Below are 17,314 nucleotides of genomic sequence, written 5' to 3'. Positions count from 1 at the left end.
GTCAGTGGACGCCCTTTGCCGATACGCGAATCCTGGGGTCCGCCGACGCATACACAATGTCCACAACCAGATTGCAAAGGACGAAGATGACAACCATCATGAGCGTAAAGCATTGAATGACAGGGTAGTCCCTGTTAAAAATCGCCGTGACTGCATATCGGCCGAGGCCCGGCCAGCCAAATACACTCTCAATAATCAAGGTCCCGCCGATCAGTTCGCCCACGTACATACCCGTGGCCGTAATCACTGGCAGTAAAGCATTACGCAAGATATGGCGACGCTCGACTTCCCTGTCGGAAAGCCCCCGAAGCCGCGCGTAAGCCACATGCCGCTGGCCTGATACGTCCAGCATACTGGCCCTGAGCAGGCGCGCATTAATCGCGAGCGACATGAAGGAGACAGCCGCCGCCGGCATGATGACGTAGCTCCAGCCATCCCGACCCATCGGAGGCAACCATCCGAGGTGCACGGAAAAAACAAGAACCAAGAGAAAGCCGAGCCAGAAATTCGGCATGGACACGCCGAGAGTGGCGACCAAGCGCACGATATGGTCGAAGGAAGAGTTCTTATATCGCGCCGCCCATATGCCTAGCGGTATAGAAAACGCCATCATGATGATGAGCGCCGTTGCCGCCAGTTGTAAGGTCGCAGGCAAAAAATGCACAACATCAGCAAGCACGGGACGCTGCGATGCGTAAGAGATCCCAAAGTCCAAATGCAACGCTCTCCATAACCAATCCAGATACTGGGAGAATATTGGCCGATCAAGGCCAAGCAACTCCCGAGCAGACTCGATCGCTGCAGGTGTCGGCGGAACACTGGACAACCGCAAGTAGTCCAACGCCGGATCTGACGGCCCAAGCCTCAACACTAAAAATATGATCAGCGAGGCGCTCAGGAGCATCGGAGGCAGCCAGACTAGTCGCCAGAAAATGAATCGCAGCATTTAGATCATTCCGGGGCGGGCTGGAGGGTTTCGAACGGTATGTCGCTGGCCATGGCCCCGAAGGATATGTTGCTGATACCAGGCCGAGCCAATGCCATGGCCGTGATATAAGTCAGAGGCAAATAGACAGCCTGCTCGTGCAACTCACTCAAAATGGAACGGTATATCGCCTGTCGCTGCTGTTCGTCTGTGCTGCTCAATACCTCACCGATCAGCGCGTCAATATGCTTCTTGCTGGGCAAGCCCGACTGAGCTTGATAGTCCGCATGCGTGGGGAACCTCATTGAGCTGACGAAGGCGTGGGGATCGTAAGGTGCGCCCCATGTACGATTGAATATCATCCCGAAGCGGCCATCCCGCTGTCTAGCATAGATACTGCTCTCTTCTTCGCCGATTAGCGTGATAGCGATCCCCACCTTCGCAAGATCAGCTTGCACCACCTCGGCGATCGACCGTGAAACAGGATCATTTCCGATGAAAGCCAGATCGATTTCCAATGAGGTCCCACCTCGTACGCGTATAGCGCCGGCCGCCGAACGTGTCCAGCCCGCCGTTTCGAGCATACGCTCGGCCAACTCAGGATCAAATTTGTACGGCTGCAGATGGATATCCGCATAAGGTACGTTTGACGCGAAGAGAGTATCGGCCTTCTTTTGAGTACCGTGGAGTATTGTTTGAACGATCAAATCCTTGTTTACCGCGTGATTGATCGCTTTGCGAACGCTCAAATCGGCCGTAGGTCCCCGGGATGAGTTCAGGGCAAACGTCAGGGTCTGATAGGGCTCGGACAGCTGAACGCTCAATTCCGGCTTTTTAGAAAATCTCTCATAGGAATCCGGCGATATGGGGCCGGACGTACCATATAGAAAGTCGATTTGGCCGGTCTCGAATGCGATGGAACGACTGTTAGGATCAGGCAATATCTTGACCTTGACAGCACCGTAGGCCGGTTTATCCCCCCAATATCCCTCGTTGCGCTCAAAACGATAGTCTTGTCCAAGATTCGACTGCACCAACTTCCAGGGGCCGGTTCCCACTGGCGCTTTGATTCCTTTTTTAGTGCCTCCATCTACGAACTGTGAGGGCGCGATGAATCGGAATGGACGCGCCAGCGCCAGCTCCTGCAAAATCGGGTAATACGGATTCTTCAACTCGAGTTCGAACGTGTAATCGTCAATCGCCTTGAACCGCCTGATCTGATTCGCAAGCTCCAACCATCTATGGCGGTCAATGTTGTCGAGGATCGCCCGAAAATTTTCCTGCACCGTATGGGCGGTGAACTGTTCACCATTAGAAAAACGCACATCGTCGCGCAGGTTGAATCGATACGTACGGCCATCCTCGGACACGGTCCAACTGCGGGCCAGCCATGGAACTGTGCTCCCATCGCTTCGATACTTCACCAGCGGCTCGAACACCATCGATTGGGCGAACATCTGGTTCGGAGCGTATAGATGCGGATTAAGCGGGCCGAGATCCACCGGCCAGGCAAAACTCAACTCGTGGTCTGACGCGGCTGCGCTCGAACATGTTGCAGCCACTAGCAAGAACAGTATTGCTCTGCGCCGAATCCACTTGAACGTCAACAGGAAGTTGCCCAGGAAACGATCCCGGTGCATGAATATGGGCCCCGTGATCAGTTGCGTTCGGTTGTCATTGCGGTGCATACAATTCCGCTAAATCGTCATACTGATTAGTAAAAAAACGGGCTGATTCAATGCGGTATGGCATTGAATCAGCTACCGGGAAGTGTGATCAGCTCAGTCGATCTTTTGGCGCTTGCTGTTCATCTCCCAAAGTCCATATGCACGCTCCCCATACAGCGCGTCGAGTCCCGCCTCCTGTAGCTCCGGCGGTACGCGCAAGATACCCAAGGTATCGATAATTTTGAGAATGACAACCGTAGCCGTCCAGGCGAAGGCAGCAACGACGATAACGGCCAGCGCCTGAACGCCCGTCTGCGCCAGACTGGCGTCCACCGCATTAATATGGGGGCTGGCGAACACCCCTATCAGGATCGCTCCCGTCATTCCGCCAACGCCGTGTGCGCGCCAGACTTCGAGCGTGTCGTCAATCCGAAGGAGTCTTTGAACATACTTCGCATGAAAACACACCGTCGCCCCGATCGCGCCGATCAACAGGCCGAACATGGGTTCGACATAACCTGCCGCCGGGGTAACGGTGGCCAGACCCGCCACGGCTCCGACCAGCACCCCCTCAAAGGACGCGCGGCCTTCTTTACGCCACTCCCAAAACATCCAGACCAGCATTGCGGCAGCGCCCGCGAGCATCGTGTTAGTGAAAGCGTAAGCGGCAAGCGCATCCGCTGCGTAAGCCCCGCCGGCGTTGAACCCGAACCAGCCGAACCACAGCAAGCCCGCGCCCAGTGCAACGAGCGGCATGCTGGCAGGGTCGGATCTCGATTCGCCGACAACGGCCTTTCGCTTGCCAAGATACTTAGCCGTGGCCAAGGCCGAAAAACCTGCCGCGGTATGGATCACAATACCGCCCGCAAAGTCGACTACGCCAAGCTTCGCAAGGAAACCGCCCCCCCATATCCAGTGGGCTGCGGGAAGGTAGACGATGATCGTCCAGAGTGAGATAAATAGTAGATATCCACCAAACCGGATTCGCCCCACAAAAGCGCCGGTCATCAGCGCAGGGGCGATGATGGCAAACATCATCTGATAGGCGAATACCATGATGAATGGCACCTTGTCGGAGTATGCCGAGTTGGGCTCCACGCCGATGTGATACATACCAAAATAAGGTCGGATGTCTCCGATTACCCCAGCGATATCGGGGCCAAATGCCAGGCTGAATCCGCCGAAAACCCAGATAATTCCAATGACGCCCATACATACAAAGTTCTGAATCATGATTGACATCATGTCCCGTTCTTTCACGAGACCGCCGTAAAAGAGCGCGAGAGCCGGCGTCATCATGCACACTAGCGCAGTACAGATGAGTACAAATGCGGTGTCACCCGGATTAATATTCAACATAATTCAATCCTTATAGTTAATTTTTAATGGTCGAACTGTTTAATGAATATGAGCACTCAAAGACGATATTAATCGGAAAGCAGGTGGTCCGATGAGGTCCCTACATGACCATGAGGAGACATCAGTTTTTTCGGCGCCATGAATAAATACAATACCGCTACATAGGGCATAGTAAATGAAGGCAATCCATCAGGAAGCATGATCGCATCCAACGCTCCTTGTATGACTACGGTCAAAATCGTCGCCAGTCCCGCGTAGGCTGCAACCCGCCAACCAGGGGCGAGAAACACCGCACCGACTGCCATTGCCGTAAGTACCGCGCTAAAGCCATACAGCCCTTGGGAGACTGAAGCCGGATCCGCACGCAACACTATCGCAGCGACGATTGCGATTATCGAGCCAAGACAAGCGGCGATACCCGCTCGTACCGACGCAATGAAGATTCCCAATAAAATAATCGCGCCACTGACAGCGCTGCCCAAGAGAAAGACCTGAGCAATGTTCCTGAAAAAAATCTCGATCAGCTCGGTGATGGATGGAATGATGGAAGCCCCCTGAAGGTAATCCGTTGCAAGCACAGGCCCCAGCGAGCTGACCTGTAAACCACCAAATGAGTATGCGCCCGCAACCATGAGCCACCCTAGCAAAACAAAAGGGCCAGTAGAGCCTGGTATTCCCCAACTTTTGGTCAACGTGGCGCTAAGCGCCGCGGTGACTACTGTCGATGCGGCTGCACCAAATGCGATGTAGAACCACAGTAGCGAAGACGGTTCGATCAATGTGGGAAGCGCAGCCCCGACGAGAATCCCGTTGAATCCATAAAGTCCCGCGGATATCGAGTCGCCATCATCAATCAGTGCAATGGCCGTCAGAGTAGCCACGACAACGCCTATCAGCGCGCCGATCGTCGTGGCCCACGCACCGGTGCCGTACGAGCTGTAGCCGATCGCGATAAAGAACAACACTCCAGTCCAGGCATTCTCCATGAAGAACACTTGGCTAGTTCCGTTAAGGCATGCTCTTACGAAACCGGGACGAGCATTGTGCATACCCTTCTCCAATGAGTTTTTACCGCCACAGAAATTCTTCAGGCAACGTTTTGCCACGGGCCGCTTGCCTGACCGTTTTCCAGAAACGCCTTACCTCACCCCTGACATCATAAGATTCGACCCCTACCGCTCTAAGCATCAATCCGGCGCTGTTGGGCAACGTTGATACGCCGGAAATTACACGAGAGTTCACCGAGTCAAATAAGGGCTCAAACCGCTCCAGGACCTCGTCCTGCACGCCCGCAGGCGCGATCAGCAATATGTTCGCGAAGGCGTCGAATCCCTTCATCACCGCCGGATACTCTACTGTCGCGTCTCGCGCCTCGATCAGAATCTTCTCAGAAAAAAGGGGGGACCCGTCCGGCCTGTAGACGTTGACCGCCATGGACGACACATCGCAACCGAAACGTTCCGCTACGTGATGATGCTTACGCCCGGACATCATCATTTCCCCATAAAGGGCTACAGCGTCCTCGGCAACAAACAAGTCAGTGACGTTGATAAACCTGGATTCCCGGTAGGGGATCGTGAAATCCGGCAGGTACTCAAGATAGGCCTCTTCCTCCAGCACAACGGTCTGATGTTGAGATGCGTAATTCGCATCCATCTGGTGCACTCTATTGGCGCTTTGTGAAGTGACCTGCGCACAAGCCCCTTTACGCACCGTGATGTCAATTTTGTAGCGATCGCCCTGCAGAATGCCCCCGCCCACCGAGATAATGGAGCAAATCGGCAGCTCGGGCATCGCCTCATCCCAGTAAAGCGCCTGCTGGACCAGCAGCGGTGCGGCACGGTACAGCTCGTCGAGAATCGATCGTCCGTCCCGCATGGAAAATCCGAGGCGCAAAACACCGATTTTTCCCGGCGCAGCCGCTCGCATTTGCCCAGGCTCGCTCTGAAACGCTCTCAGTTCCGTTGCATCATCGAGTTTGCGCAATTCTGGATGCAATTCCATGGCGAAAGACCCTACACCGTCTGTTCGGGACGGCTGACCTCGACATCGAATAACGCCATGTCGAGAATCAAGTCAATCAGCGACTCGACCCCTTCCCCTGTCTTGCAGTTGGTAAATACGAACGGCTTCTTGCCCCGCATCAGCTTTGAATCGCGATCCATCACCTCTAGACTCGCGCCGACATACGGCGCCAAATCCGTCTTGTTAATGACCAAAATGTCTGACTGACACACCCCAGCGCCATTCTTGCGCGGTATCTTATCGCCGCCCGCTACGTCGATCACATAGATGTAAAAGTCCGCCAGTGCCGGGCTGAAAGTCAGCGTCAGGTTATCTCCGCCCGACTCAATCAGGATCACATCGCTGTCTGGATAAGATTCCTCGAGCTCTTCGACGGCCGCGAGGTTCATGGATGGATCTTCGCGCACGGCTGTGTGCGGACAAGCCCCGGTTTCAACACCGACGATTTTCTCTTCGACGAGAATGCCTTTTAATGTCCGTCTGACCTGCTTGGCATCTTCGGTCGTCACCACGTCATTCGTGATGATCAAAGGTTTGATACCCATGTCGATCAATCTCGGCGTAATCATTTCGATGACGGCCGTCTTACCGGAACCTACCGGCCCACCGATGCCAATTCTCGTAATTTTCTTCATAGAGCGCTCCAACGGGTCAACAAGTTCAATTCATGAAAAGTCTCAGATGTGTTCGGGTGTGATGAGCAACCAACACATCAAAAACAGGCGCAAACGATGACATCTCATCGAGCTTGCGGTCCTTGACCGCAAGATAGTCTTCCTCTACGCGCTCTTGGCTCTCGAACAATACTCGCTGCGTATCGATATGATCGATCCGCATCAGCCGCACGGCCGCACTCAATACCATGGCAGCCACCCCATATTGATGCACAACGAACGCCTCCTGTTCGCTGGCGCCAAGTTGCGATAGGCAAATCGCCTGCCCTATCGGAAAGCATCCGGGTGTCATCTGCGATTTAATATCCTGCAGCCAAATTTCGAGAGTGGGGAAGTTTCCCATTTTTAAGCTGAGCTCGGCGAGTTTTTTGCCCATTCTGGCCAGCATCTGCTGCTGTTCTCGACCGACTCGTCTGCGCCAGAGCGCTGCATCGGCCTGCCTGACGCCCTCATAATCTGCATCGCGAACCGCCCGGTATGCGTGGATGAACGCGACGCCATCCATCCTGGCCGATTGCCGGATCACCAGTTCAACAAATTGATGCAAGCTTGCCCGATCGGAAACCACCCCTGTCTGTATCGCGGATTCCAGACCGTTGGAAAATGCAAAAGCGCCCACTGGCAATGTAGAGTCGGAAAACTGCAGCAGACGTGCCAGCCGCAGCATTGCGCCATGACTGGAAATGCCGGCCGTGCCAGCGCTACTTATTTCAGCCGGCATCTCAATGTTTATGGCCTTCATGATGCCCATGATGGTGGTCGTGCGAATGCTCGTGATTGTGCGAATGCCCGTGATCGGCGGCCTTGGGATGATGGTGATGTGGGGTGGCGTCAGCGCCTGCGAACAGCAGCCGGACTTCGTTCGCATCGAGCAAGGCGGCAATCTCCTCGCCAGGAGCGAAACGCGTCTTGATGTTCTGAAAGCCATGGGTCCGCATGACCGAGGCCATCATTCTCTGATCGACCGACAGCGGCACATAAACCGTGGATCCCTTGATGACAGCCGGCCAGTGTTGGTTTCCCAGTCCATGGCCGAGATCGAAACAGGCGCGCAAAATCTCTTGCGGCGCCAGCTTCTCAAGGCTCTCGAGCTCTATTACCAGGACCTCTTTAAGAGACACCTTCGCCACAACGAGTACGTTGTTAGCCTCGTCGAAGTGCAAAACATCGCCATTGTGCAGGTGCCGGCTTCTGTCTAGCGATATCGCCAGCTCGACGCCGCCTTCGCTTGCCTTTCTTAGACGATTCTTGGGTGCCTCCCATTGCTCGAGCACGAGATAATCCACTGTCGCCTTTGCGGATTTTTCTTTCCACTCGGCTTCATGAATATTGCCCAGGACACGTTCTACAAGAATCATATTTACTCCAAAGACACGCGGTTGCGAGATAGGCTAAGAAGAACGCGTCCGATACGTTGATGAAGACCGCTCCGATCTTGAGACGCGCGTTAATGCGACTTGCAATGGACGTTCCGATCTGCCACCGGATCAATGATCTCACCCCCCCTACGCCGACCCCCAATCCCATCCAACGCCCGCATGCATGAACCTCTTTAGCTAAAGAAATACAGCTGGTTCAAAGGCAAGGTCTCGGCGGGCTCAATGGTTGCATGCTTGCCGTCGACCTTGACCGCGAAGGTCTCGGGGTTCACTTCGATCGACGGCTGAGCCGAATTCCTCACCATAGACTGCTTGGAGATCGACCGCGTGTTGTAGACCGGCATGACTTGGGACTGGAGTTGGTAGCGATCAACAATTCCGTCTTCGAACGCAGCATGCGATGTAAAGGTCACGCGGGTCTTGGACACCGTCGAGCCCATCGTGCCGAACATCGGTCGGTAGATGACCGGCTGCGGCGTGGGCAGTGAGGCATTAGGGTCGCCCATCAGCGCCCAGGAAATGATGCCGCCCTTGATGACTAATTTCGGTTTCGCACCGAAGAATGCTGGCTCCCACAAAACCAGATCTGCCATTTTTCCGACTTCGACTGACCCGATAACGTGACTGACGCCTTGCGCGATGGCAGGGTTGATGGTGACCTTGGAGACAAATCGCAGCACACGCTGGTTATCGTTGCCCGATCGATCGCCGTCATAAGCACCCATCCTGTGCTTCATCAGGTGTGCCGTCTGAATGGTTCGCGTCCAGTTTTCACCCACGCGCCCCATGGCCTGGCTATCACTTGAGAGAATCGAGATCGCCCCAATGTCGTGCAGGACATTCTCGGCGGCGATGGTTTCCACACGCACGCGACTTTCGGCGAAGGCGACGTCCGTCGGAATACGCGGATTGAGGTTATGACAAATCATTGTCATATCGAACAGTTCCGCCTGCGAGTTGATCCCGTAGGGCAACGTAGGATTGGTAGAGCTGGGGATGACATTGGACAGCGATGCCACGCGGATGATGTCCGGTGCATGGCCGCCACCGGCGCCTTCAGTGTGGTACGTGTGGATCGTTCGCCCTTCAAATGCCGCAATCGTGTTCTCGACGAAGCCTGCCTCGTTGAGCGTGTCAGTGTGAATGCAGACTTGAACGTCGTGGATATCGGCGACTGAAAGCGCACTACGAATGGCTCCGGGTGTCGACCCCCAGTCCTCGTGTATTTTGAAGCCCATTGCCCCCGCGTGCAGCTGTTCGACCAAGGGCGCAGATGTTGAGCAGTTCCCTTTAGCAAGCACCCCGGCGTTGACGGGCCACGTATCGAATGAGCGAAGCATCATCTCGATATTCCAGGTACCCGGCGTAATCGTCGTTCCGTTGGTGCCATCGGTCGGCCCGACGCCCCCACCAAACAGCGTCGTGACGCCATTACTCAACGCCGCCTGAGCCTGTTGCGGGGCGATGAAGTGAACGTGAGCGTCAATCCCGCCGGCGGTCAGAATCAGATGTTCGCCCGATATGGCTTCAGTGGCGGATCCGAGCGCCAGCCCTGGCGTAACTCCCGACATGGTAGATGGATTGCCGGCTTTCCCGATACCACATATGCGGCCTTGCCTGACCCCGACATCGGCCTTGATGACGCCCATCACACCATCGATAATCGTCACATTGGTAATGACCAGATCAGGGGCGCCCGCCGCACTGGTGAGCTCATTGTCGTAGCCCATTCCATCGCGCAGCGTCTTGCCGCCACCGTATACCGCCTCCTCGCCATAGACACGCAGATCTTTTTCGATCTCGACGTATAGATCCGTATCACCAAGGCGAATTTTGTCGCCTACGGTGGGACCGTAGAGATCCGCGTACTGCTGTCTCGAAATCTTTGCCATCTCGTGCACTCCCTATCTTGTGAAAGGCTTAGTCAGTCGACTTTGCTTTTGAAGCCGTAGCGTGCGGCCCGTTCAACGGCATCCGTGAGGCGGGGACGGTAGCTGTCGTAGTTGACATCTCCCACCCATCCGTCCACCAAGTTGTTGAAACCCAGCACACGCTGCTTGCCTTGATAGGGAACCAAGCTCACTTTTTTTTCGTCGCCCGGCTCAAAGCGCAGTGCGGTCGTCGCGGGGATGTTCAGACGCATCCCAAAAGCCTTTTCGCGGTCAAACTCCAGCCATGAGTTGACCTCAAAAAAATGAAAATGCGAGCCCACCTGGATAGGGCGATCCCCAGTATTTCGAACCGTCAATTCCGTGACGGGGTACCCGGCGTTGAATTCAATGTCGCCTTTGCCGAATATAATTCCGCCAACAGCAACTTTGCCTGACTTTTTGTTCTTTTCCATTTGTGGCTCCTTTCGCTCAGGCAATCGGGTTGTGAACCGTGACAAGGCGGCTTCCATCGGTGAAAACCGCCTCCACCTGTACATAGGGAATCATTTCCGGAACCCCTTCCATCACGTCCTCACGCGTTAGGACGTGTCTGGCAAGTTCCATGACTTCTTCAAGTTTTTTTCCTTCCCTCGCGCCATTCAAAGCGGCGACCGAAATCAGCGATACCGTTTCGGGATGATTCAGCTTCAAGCCCTGGTCTTTACGACTCTGGGCGACCTGTGCCAACATATAAATCAGTAATTTGTCGACTTCCCGAGGGGTGAAGTGCATAGACGACCTCCTGTTAGGTTAACGGGTGCAGTTGACTGCCCCGCATGCTGAAACGTTCGTATGCCTTCAGCAAGCAGGCGACTCCGGACTTCGTATCGTTTGGCGCACGCCAAAGCGACATAGCGCCTCGATGCGGTTTGTTTGACACAGTTACATCGATTCTAAATTAGTTTGCGAGATTTGACTCGCCCTATCACAACCGTTACGAATGATGGAACCAATTAAAAAAGCTGCCCGTGGGCAGCTTTTTTTGCGCAATCTACCGTGACTCGGAAAAATCCGGATCTCAATAGGCTGTTACACGGTCACGCGTCAATATTCGATGCGGACAACGCGTGCGTTTCGATAAACGCCCGGCGGGGTTCGACATCGTCGCCCATCAGCGTAGTAAAGACTTCGTCCGCCGCAATCGCGTCTTCGATCTTCACCCGCAGCAGACGGCGCACCTTGGGATCCATGGTGGTCTCCCAGAGTTGCTCGGGGTTCATTTCACCCAGACCTTTGTAGCGTTGTTTGGAAACACCGCGCTCGGCCTCGCTACGTAGCCATTGCATGGCTTCGCGGAAGTCGCTGACAAACTGTTCTTTGCGCTTGTCGCCTTCGCCACGTGCCACCACGGCGCCCGCGCCGAGCAAGCCCAGGAACGTCTTGGCAGACTTGACCAGCACCGCGTAATCCGCGCCATTAACGAAATCGGCATCGATGACGCTCACGCGCACATTGCCGTGATGCATACGGCGTACCATCAAACGATACTGTTCGTTCACCTCGTCAAATTCGGCACTGACTTTCACCCCATTGCCAGAGATCGCATCACGCAACGCATCCGTCAACCGTTCAGCCGACGCAGTCGCAGCCTCACCCGACGACAGATCGATTTCCGCGCCCTCGGCCATGGCCGACAACGCATCCACATCGAACAAACGCGACAAGCGCGCGATCACGGCATCGGCCAGCACATATTGACGCGCCAACTCGGCCAAGGCCTCCCCCGTGATCGGGGCCGCGCCTTGTGATGGAATCAGTTGTGCGTCTTTCAGTGCCAACTGCAGCATGAACTGCGCTTCTTCCTGGTCGTCTTTCAGATAACGCTCATCACGGCCAACCTTGACCTTGTACAGCGGCGGCTGGGCGATATACACATAGCCACGCTCGAGCAGCTGGGGCATCTGACGGTACAGCAGCGTCAGCAACAGCGTACGAATGTGCGCACCGTCGACGTCCGCGTCAGTCATGATGATGAGGCGGTGATAACGCAATTTGTCAACGTTGAAATCCGGCCCGATGCTGGTTCCCAGCGCCGTAATCAATGTTGCGATCTGCTCGCTGGCAATCAAGCGATCAAAGCGCGCTTTTTCCACGTTCAGCACCTTGCCGCGCAGCGGCAGGATGGCCTGGAACTTACGATCGCGGCCTTGCTTGGCCGAGCCGCCTGCCGAGTCACCCTCGACGATGTACAGCTCGCACAATGCCGGATCTTTTTCCTGGCAGTCTGCCAGCTTGCCAGGCAGGCCCGCCCCCTCCAGCACGCTCTTGCGACGCGTCATTTCACGCGCCTTACGAGCCGCCTCACGCGCGCGCGCAGCCTCGACGATCTTGCCGCACAGTGCCTTGGCGTCGTTGGGGTTTTCCAACAGCCAGCTTTCCAGCGTACGTGCCACGGCGTCTTCGACGGCCGGCCGCACTTCGCTGGACACCAGCTTGTCTTTGGTCTGACTACTGAACTTGGGCTCAGGCACCTTGACCGACAATACGCAAGCCAAGCCTTCGCGCATATCATCGCCCGACGTTTCGACCTTGGCCTTTTTTGCCAGCTCGTTGTCTGCGATGTACTTGTTGATAATGCGCGTCATGGCAGCGCGCAGACCCGTCATGTGGGCGCCACCATCACGCTGCGGAATGTTGTTGGTGAAGCACAACACCGTTTCGCCGTACGTGTCGTTCCATTGCATGGCGACTTCCACACCAACCGGTACTCCGCCCGCGCTGGACTCGGCCGACACGGCGAACACGTTCGGATGCAACACGGTCTTGGAACGATTGATGTATTCCACGAAGCCACGCACACCGCCCGAAAACGCGAAGTTTTCTTCCTTGCCCTGACGCTGATCCACCAAACGGATCTTCACGCCATTATTCAGGAACGACAACTCGCGCAAGCGCTTGGACAAAATATCGTAGTGGTACTCGATGTTATTGAAGATAACCGGATCAGCCAGAAATCGGACTTCGGTACCACGTTTGTCGGTCGTGCCCGTGACCGAGAGCGGCGCGACGCGTGCACCCTGGCGGAACTCCATCTGATGCACCTGGCCATTGCGACGAATCGTCAGGCGCAGCCACTCGGACAATGCGTTGACGCACGACACACCCACCCCGTGCAAGCCACCGGACACTTTGTACGAGTTTTGGTCGAACTTGCCTCCGGCGTGCAATTCCGTCATGACGATTTCCGCCGCACTACGGCCAAATTCGTCATCCTTGTGGATGTCTGTCGGAATGCCACGACCGTTATCGGTCACCGAGATCGAGTTATCCGTGTGGATCGTGACCACGATGTCGTCGCAATGGCCGGCCAGCGCTTCGTCGATGGCGTTATCAACGACCTCGAACACCATGTGATGCAGGCCGGTGCCGTCGGAGGTATCGCCGATGTACATGCCGGGGCGCTTGCGCACGGCCTCCAGCCCTTTGAGCATCTTGATCGAATCGGCGCCGTAGCCGGTGTTCTCGGGATTGCTGTTCTGCTGATCTGACATGTTTGTATCGCTAACACTTCAAAAGACGGCCTAACGGCCAGAGCGTGGCAGGCGGGTACATACTCGCCCCCACGACATCAACCCATGACGCGGATTAAATCCGCATGGGCATGACGACGTACTTGAACTGATCATCATCGGGCAGGGTAATCAATGCCGACGCATTGGCATCCGGCATCACTGACCACTGAATGTTTTCAGTCTTGACGTTGGATAGAACGTCCAACAAATAGCTGACGTTGAAACCCACGTCCAGGGGCTCGTAACCGTAATCGATGTCGAGTTCTTCCTGGGCTTCTTCTTGCTCGGCGTTCGAAGATGAAATCTTCATCACATTCTGCGCCAATTGCAGTCGCACGCCCTTGAACTTATCCGTCGTCAAAATGGCGGCGCGTTGCAAGCTGCCTTGCAGGGCCTCGCGATTGATCACAAACTGGCGCGTGTAGTTCGAAGGAATCACACGCGTGAAATCGGGAAACTTGCCTTCGACCAGCTTGGACACGAGCTCGACTTCGCCGAAACGGAAACGAATCTGACCCGGCGCCACATCAATCGAGACGGGCTCGTCGGAGTCTTCGAGCAAACGCTGCATTTCCAGCACGGTCTTGCGCGGCACAATGACTTCGTGGCGTTCAGCGATGCCCTCAGCCTCGGTGGCGCAATGCGCCAGACGATGGCCATCGGTCGCCACGGCACGGATATGCCCGGCCTCGAACACCAGCAGCATGCCGTTCAGGTAATAACGAATGTCCTGTTGCGCCATGGCAAAGTGCACCATGTTCAGCAAATGACGCAACGTACGTTGCGGCAGGGTCAGCGAGACATCCCATTTTTCGGGCTGTGCGACGGTGGGAAATTCGCTGGCGGCCAGGGTTTGCAACGCAAAGCGGCTCTTTGCCGCCTGCACCGACAGCTTATTGCTGGCCAATCCCAGTTTGATTTCGCCCGTATCGGGCAACGCTTTCAAAATATCCAGCAGCTTGCGCGCTGCCACAGTGGTGGACTCGTTGTCCTGGCCAACACCGAAATCCGCATGCGTCGTGATTTGCACTTCGAGGTCGGTCGCGATAAAGGCGACCTTGCTGCCTTCCTTGCGCATGAGGATGTTCGCCAGGATGGGCAGGGTATGGCGTCTTTCGACGATTCCCGCCACTGTCGACAGCGGTTTCAGCAATGCATCGCGCGAGGTTTGTACGAGTTGCATGTTCATCCTTTTAGAGTTTGTTCCAACACGTGCAGGGTATGGTTCAGCTCTGCCTGCTTGGCGCGGGCATCGGAAATCTTGCGTACCGCATGCAGTACGGTCGTATGGTCACGTCCACCGAACAGATCACCGATTTCGGGCAGGCTTTTTTGAGTGAGCTCCTTGGCCAGGTACATCGCGACCTGGCGCGGCATAGCAATATTGGCCGGGCGTCGTTTCGAATACATGTCGGCGACCTTGATTTTGTAAAAATCAGCCACGGTTTTTTGGATATTTTCCACCGTGATTTGTCCGTTCGATACGGACAACAGGTCTTTCAGCGCCTCTTTACATACGTCGACCGACACCACGTCGCGGCCGTGAAAGCGGGCGTAGGCCAGTACCTTGCGCAACGCGCCTTCGAGTTCGCGCACATTGCTGCGCAAATGCTTCGCGATAAAGAAGGCCACCTCTTCGGGCATGGGCACGCCTTCGGACTCGGCCTTGCGCAGCAAAATGGCGACGCGCATTTCCAGCTCGGGCGGCTCGATAGCGACCGTCAGGCCCGAGTCAAAGCGCGAGATCAAACGGCTGTCGATACCGGCCAGTTCTTTGGGATACGTATCGCTGGTAATGATGATCTGCTTGCGCTGCGCCACCATGGCCTCAAACGCATAGAAGAATTCTTCTTGTGTGCGGCTCTTGCCGGAGAAAAACTGAATATCGTCGATCAGCAGCAGATCCAGCGAGTGGTAGTAACGCTTGAAATCGTCAAACGCTTTGCGTTGATAGGCCTTGACCACGTCGGACACGTACTGATCCGCATGGACATAACGGACACGCACCCCTGTACCTGCCGCCACCATGGCATTGCCAATGGCATGAATCAAGTGAGTCTTGCCCAACCCCACGCCACCGTACAAAAACAGCGGGTTGTAGGAAATGCCGGGATTTTCGGCCACCTGCAACGCCGCCGCGCGCGCGAGTTGGTTGGCCTTGCCAGTGACAAAGTTCTCGAAGGTTAAATCGGTGTTCAGGCGCGAACGTTCGTACACCACGCCGGCGGCATCGGCCTGCAGCGCCGCGGCGACTTGCGTCGTCGGGGCGGCTAATGCAGCGGCCGCTGGCGCTTGCGGCGCCGCCGCGGCAATCGCGGCGCCGACAGCGACCGGACCTGGTGGCGCGGCGCTGGGTACAGAGCCCGCTCGAGCCGCGATGGGTATGCGCGCCACCGTGCCGTTGGCCGGCAGCTCAAACGATACCTGCACCGGGCGCTGAAACCATTCCGCTGCCAGCGCTTCGATTTGGTGAGAAAAGTTCTTGCGCACCCAATCCAGCTTAAACCGGTTGGGAGCGGATACGCGCAACACGGCCTGCGCTTCGTCGTACGCAAGTGGTACCAGCGGCCGTATCCAGGCACTGATTTGCTGTGGGGGGAGTTCCTGCTCTAGACGACTGACGCAGGTCTGCCAAAATTCTTTCATGTCGCTCTTATTCAAACCTCGATTCTACCTTGGTTGAGGGCAGGTTATCCACAGGCAGATCGCGTCCCGTCCCCCAGTCGTTGGCGTAACTGTTTGACAAAGCAGAGAAAACTTGCTGAAATAATGGGCTTTTCCGAATTCTGTCTGTCAGAAGGTTCCTTTTATCTCTACGCCGAGGGTCTTACCTCCGGTGTTAATGTAATGTGCCATACAAATGCATGTACGCATTTGTATGGCCAGGAACCCGTCGGGCAGGTCCCTTCTGACTTTTGTTCTTTTTGTGGATCGTCCATGAAACGCACCTACCAACCTTCAGTTACCCGCCGCAAGCGCACCCACGGCTTTCGCGTGCGCATGAAAACCCGCGGCGGTCGTGCCGTGCTGAACGCTCGCCGCGCCAAGGGCCGCAAGCGCCTGGCCGTCTAACGCCAGCCGCCCTGGTCTTTCGTTTTTCGCGTATCGACCTCGGTTGTTCGTTCATGCCGCGCGCCACGCTTCCCCCAGAGGCGCGGCTGCATCGCCCCTCTGAGTTTGCTGTCGCTCTAAAAGGTCGACGGTTGGCCCGAGGGGCTTTCTTCATTCTCAGTGCCGCCGCGCCCAGTGGCTTGCCCACAGGTCAAGCCGCTCAAGCACGTCTGGGCATGGTCATTGCCAAACGCTTTGCCGCACATGCGTCGACCCGCAACGCCTTAAAGCGAGTCATCCGCGAGGCCTTCCGTCATCGTCGATTGCAACTGCCCGCGCAAGACTACGTCCTGCGCTTGCACAGCAAGCTGACCCCGACGTCCCTGACTGCCCTGAAACGGCAGGCACGCGCCGAAGTGGACGCTCACTTATCGCGCGTCAAGCCACGGGAATGACGTCATGATCAAGGCCTTGCTAATCGCGCCGATCCGGTTTTACCGATTTTTCCTCAGCCCGTGGCTGGGGCGGCAGTGCCGGTTCACCCCGACCTGCTCGGCCTACGCGATCCAGGCGATTGAGCAACATGGCGCATGGCGCGGCGGGTGGCTGGCGGCGCGCCGCATTGGCCGCTGCCACCCTTGGTCACCCGGGGGATACGACCCGGTTCCGCCTTCGAACCACTCCGATGGGGCCTCGTGCTGCGCACATCATCGCCGCACGGATCCCAATTGACGCTAAACTTGTGGGTTTGCCGCTCCTTTTTCGGCCAGCCCGCAAACCTACCGTAGGCA

Annotated in this window: 17 protein-coding genes; 3 read left to right on the top strand and 14 right to left on the bottom strand. The window is 56.1% G+C overall.

Going from position 1 to position 17,314, the window contains the following annotated elements:
- Position 1 precedes the first annotated feature (1 nt).
- The 14 genes from nikB to dnaA form a co-directional block, all read right to left on the bottom strand.
- Positions 2–946 carry a nickel ABC transporter permease subunit NikB gene (gene nikB / locus ACNAZS_RS17045; protein ID WP_415791414.1) on the bottom strand — a complete coding sequence of 315 codons (945 nt, stop codon included), beginning with the start codon at positions 944–946 and terminating at the stop codon, positions 2–4.
- Positions 947–951: 5 nt separating this feature from the next.
- On the bottom strand, positions 952–2,613 hold the full coding sequence (nikA, locus tag ACNAZS_RS17040) for a nickel ABC transporter substrate-binding protein (RefSeq protein ID WP_415791412.1): 1,662 nt from the start codon (positions 2,611–2,613) through the stop codon (positions 952–954).
- 93 nt (positions 2,614–2,706) lie between these two features.
- Positions 2,707–3,951, bottom strand: a complete 1,245-nt coding sequence (locus tag ACNAZS_RS17035; RefSeq protein WP_415791410.1) for an ammonium transporter — start codon at positions 3,949–3,951, stop codon at positions 2,707–2,709.
- A gap of 68 nt (positions 3,952–4,019) precedes the next feature.
- Positions 4,020–5,000 (bottom strand): urea transporter, encoded by a 981-nt coding sequence (gene yut, locus ACNAZS_RS17030; protein WP_415791408.1) that lies wholly within the window; start codon positions 4,998–5,000, stop codon positions 4,020–4,022.
- Positions 5,001–5,019: 19 nt separating this feature from the next.
- Positions 5,020–5,955 (bottom strand): urease accessory protein UreD, encoded by a 936-nt coding sequence (locus tag ACNAZS_RS17025; RefSeq protein WP_415791406.1) that lies wholly within the window; start codon positions 5,953–5,955, stop codon positions 5,020–5,022.
- A gap of 11 nt (positions 5,956–5,966) precedes the next feature.
- A complete protein-coding gene (gene ureG, locus ACNAZS_RS17020; protein ID WP_415791404.1) occupies positions 5,967–6,611 on the bottom strand; it encodes an urease accessory protein UreG in 645 nt (214 codons plus the stop codon).
- 25 nt (positions 6,612–6,636) lie between these two features.
- Positions 6,637–7,401 carry an urease accessory protein UreF gene (locus ACNAZS_RS17015; RefSeq protein ID WP_415791402.1) on the bottom strand — a complete coding sequence of 255 codons (765 nt, stop codon included), beginning with the start codon at positions 7,399–7,401 and terminating at the stop codon, positions 6,637–6,639.
- Positions 7,373–8,008 (bottom strand): urease accessory protein UreE, encoded by a 636-nt coding sequence (locus ACNAZS_RS17010; RefSeq protein ID WP_415791400.1) that lies wholly within the window; start codon positions 8,006–8,008, stop codon positions 7,373–7,375. The genes ACNAZS_RS17015 and ACNAZS_RS17010 overlap by 29 nt, the downstream gene beginning before the upstream one ends.
- Positions 8,009–8,202: 194 nt before the next feature.
- The gene (locus ACNAZS_RS17005) at positions 8,203–9,921 is read right to left on the bottom strand and encodes an urease subunit alpha (RefSeq protein ID WP_415791398.1); all 1,719 of its coding nucleotides are present in this window, start codon (positions 9,919–9,921) and stop codon (positions 8,203–8,205) included.
- A gap of 32 nt (positions 9,922–9,953) precedes the next feature.
- Positions 9,954–10,373: an urease subunit beta gene (ureB, locus tag ACNAZS_RS17000; protein WP_415791396.1), complete on the bottom strand. Its 420-nt coding sequence runs from the start codon at positions 10,371–10,373 to the stop codon at positions 9,954–9,956.
- Between the two features lie 16 nt (positions 10,374–10,389).
- Positions 10,390–10,692: an urease subunit gamma gene (locus ACNAZS_RS16995; protein WP_415791394.1), complete on the bottom strand. Its 303-nt coding sequence runs from the start codon at positions 10,690–10,692 to the stop codon at positions 10,390–10,392.
- A 305-nt stretch (positions 10,693–10,997) separates the two neighbouring features.
- A complete protein-coding gene (gyrB, locus tag ACNAZS_RS16990; RefSeq protein WP_415791392.1) occupies positions 10,998–13,451 on the bottom strand; it encodes a DNA topoisomerase (ATP-hydrolyzing) subunit B in 2,454 nt (817 codons plus the stop codon).
- A 94-nt stretch (positions 13,452–13,545) separates the two neighbouring features.
- A complete protein-coding gene (gene dnaN, locus ACNAZS_RS16985; RefSeq protein WP_415791390.1) occupies positions 13,546–14,655 on the bottom strand; it encodes a DNA polymerase III subunit beta in 1,110 nt (369 codons plus the stop codon).
- A 2-nt stretch (positions 14,656–14,657) separates the two neighbouring features.
- Positions 14,658–16,118 (bottom strand): chromosomal replication initiator protein DnaA, encoded by a 1,461-nt coding sequence (dnaA, locus tag ACNAZS_RS16980; RefSeq protein ID WP_415791388.1) that lies wholly within the window; start codon positions 16,116–16,118, stop codon positions 14,658–14,660.
- 291 nt (positions 16,119–16,409) lie between these two features.
- Between dnaA and rpmH the strand changes: the two genes are divergently transcribed.
- Genes rpmH through yidD form a run of 3 tightly spaced genes read left to right on the top strand, consistent with a single transcriptional unit; the run spans position 16,410 to position 17,255 of the window.
- Complete coding sequence (rpmH, locus tag ACNAZS_RS16975; RefSeq protein ID WP_003800771.1) at positions 16,410–16,544, top strand: 50S ribosomal protein L34; 135 nt, start codon at positions 16,410–16,412, stop codon at positions 16,542–16,544.
- A 53-nt stretch (positions 16,545–16,597) separates the two neighbouring features.
- Positions 16,598–16,978, top strand: coding sequence for a ribonuclease P protein component (locus tag ACNAZS_RS16970; RefSeq protein WP_415791386.1), 381 nt, complete (start codon positions 16,598–16,600; stop codon positions 16,976–16,978).
- A 4-nt stretch (positions 16,979–16,982) separates the two neighbouring features.
- Positions 16,983–17,255 carry a membrane protein insertion efficiency factor YidD gene (yidD, locus tag ACNAZS_RS16965; RefSeq protein WP_415791384.1) on the top strand — a complete coding sequence of 91 codons (273 nt, stop codon included), beginning with the start codon at positions 16,983–16,985 and terminating at the stop codon, positions 17,253–17,255.
- Positions 17,256–17,314 lie beyond the last annotated feature (59 nt).

The sequence above is a fragment of the Bordetella tumulicola genome (genome assembly GCF_965138755.1).
Lineage (GTDB): Bacteria > Pseudomonadota > Gammaproteobacteria > Burkholderiales > Burkholderiaceae_B > Bordetella_A > Bordetella_A tumulicola.
This window is presented reverse-complemented; position numbering and strand designations above follow the sequence as displayed.

What these genes read in the sequence shown, in the direction of transcription:
- nikB (WP_415791414.1), bottom strand. Translation starts at nt 946, where the DNA reads ATGCTGCGATTCATTTTCTGGCGACTAGTCTGGCTGCCTCCGATGCTC.
- nikA (WP_415791412.1), bottom strand. Translation starts at nt 2,613, where the DNA reads ATGCACCGCAATGACAACCGAACGCAACTGATCACGGGGCCCATATTC.
- ACNAZS_RS17035 (WP_415791410.1), bottom strand. Translation starts at nt 3,951, where the DNA reads ATGTTGAATATTAATCCGGGTGACACCGCATTTGTACTCATCTGTACT.
- yut (WP_415791408.1), bottom strand. Translation starts at nt 5,000, where the DNA reads ATGCACAATGCTCGTCCCGGTTTCGTAAGAGCATGCCTTAACGGAACT.
- ACNAZS_RS17025 (WP_415791406.1), bottom strand. Translation starts at nt 5,955, where the DNA reads ATGGAATTGCATCCAGAATTGCGCAAACTCGATGATGCAACGGAACTG.
- ureG (WP_415791404.1), bottom strand. Translation starts at nt 6,611, where the DNA reads ATGAAGAAAATTACGAGAATTGGCATCGGTGGGCCGGTAGGTTCCGGT.
- ACNAZS_RS17015 (WP_415791402.1), bottom strand. Translation starts at nt 7,401, where the DNA reads ATGGGCATCATGAAGGCCATAAACATTGAGATGCCGGCTGAAATAAGT.
- ACNAZS_RS17010 (WP_415791400.1), bottom strand. Translation starts at nt 8,008, where the DNA reads ATGATTCTTGTAGAACGTGTCCTGGGCAATATTCATGAAGCCGAGTGG.
- ACNAZS_RS17005 (WP_415791398.1), bottom strand. Translation starts at nt 9,921, where the DNA reads ATGGCAAAGATTTCGAGACAGCAGTACGCGGATCTCTACGGTCCCACC.
- ureB (WP_415791396.1), bottom strand. Translation starts at nt 10,373, where the DNA reads ATGGAAAAGAACAAAAAGTCAGGCAAAGTTGCTGTTGGCGGAATTATA.
- ACNAZS_RS16995 (WP_415791394.1), bottom strand. Translation starts at nt 10,692, where the DNA reads ATGCACTTCACCCCTCGGGAAGTCGACAAATTACTGATTTATATGTTG.
- gyrB (WP_415791392.1), bottom strand. Translation starts at nt 13,451, where the DNA reads ATGTCAGATCAGCAGAACAGCAATCCCGAGAACACCGGCTACGGCGCC.
- dnaN (WP_415791390.1), bottom strand. Translation starts at nt 14,655, where the DNA reads ATGCAACTCGTACAAACCTCGCGCGATGCATTGCTGAAACCGCTGTCG.
- dnaA (WP_415791388.1), bottom strand. Translation starts at nt 16,118, where the DNA reads ATGAAAGAATTTTGGCAGACCTGCGTCAGTCGTCTAGAGCAGGAACTC.
- rpmH (WP_003800771.1), top strand. Translation starts at nt 16,410, where the DNA reads ATGAAACGCACCTACCAACCTTCAGTTACCCGCCGCAAGCGCACCCAC.
- ACNAZS_RS16970 (WP_415791386.1), top strand. Translation starts at nt 16,598, where the DNA reads ATGCCGCGCGCCACGCTTCCCCCAGAGGCGCGGCTGCATCGCCCCTCT.
- yidD (WP_415791384.1), top strand. Translation starts at nt 16,983, where the DNA reads ATGATCAAGGCCTTGCTAATCGCGCCGATCCGGTTTTACCGATTTTTC.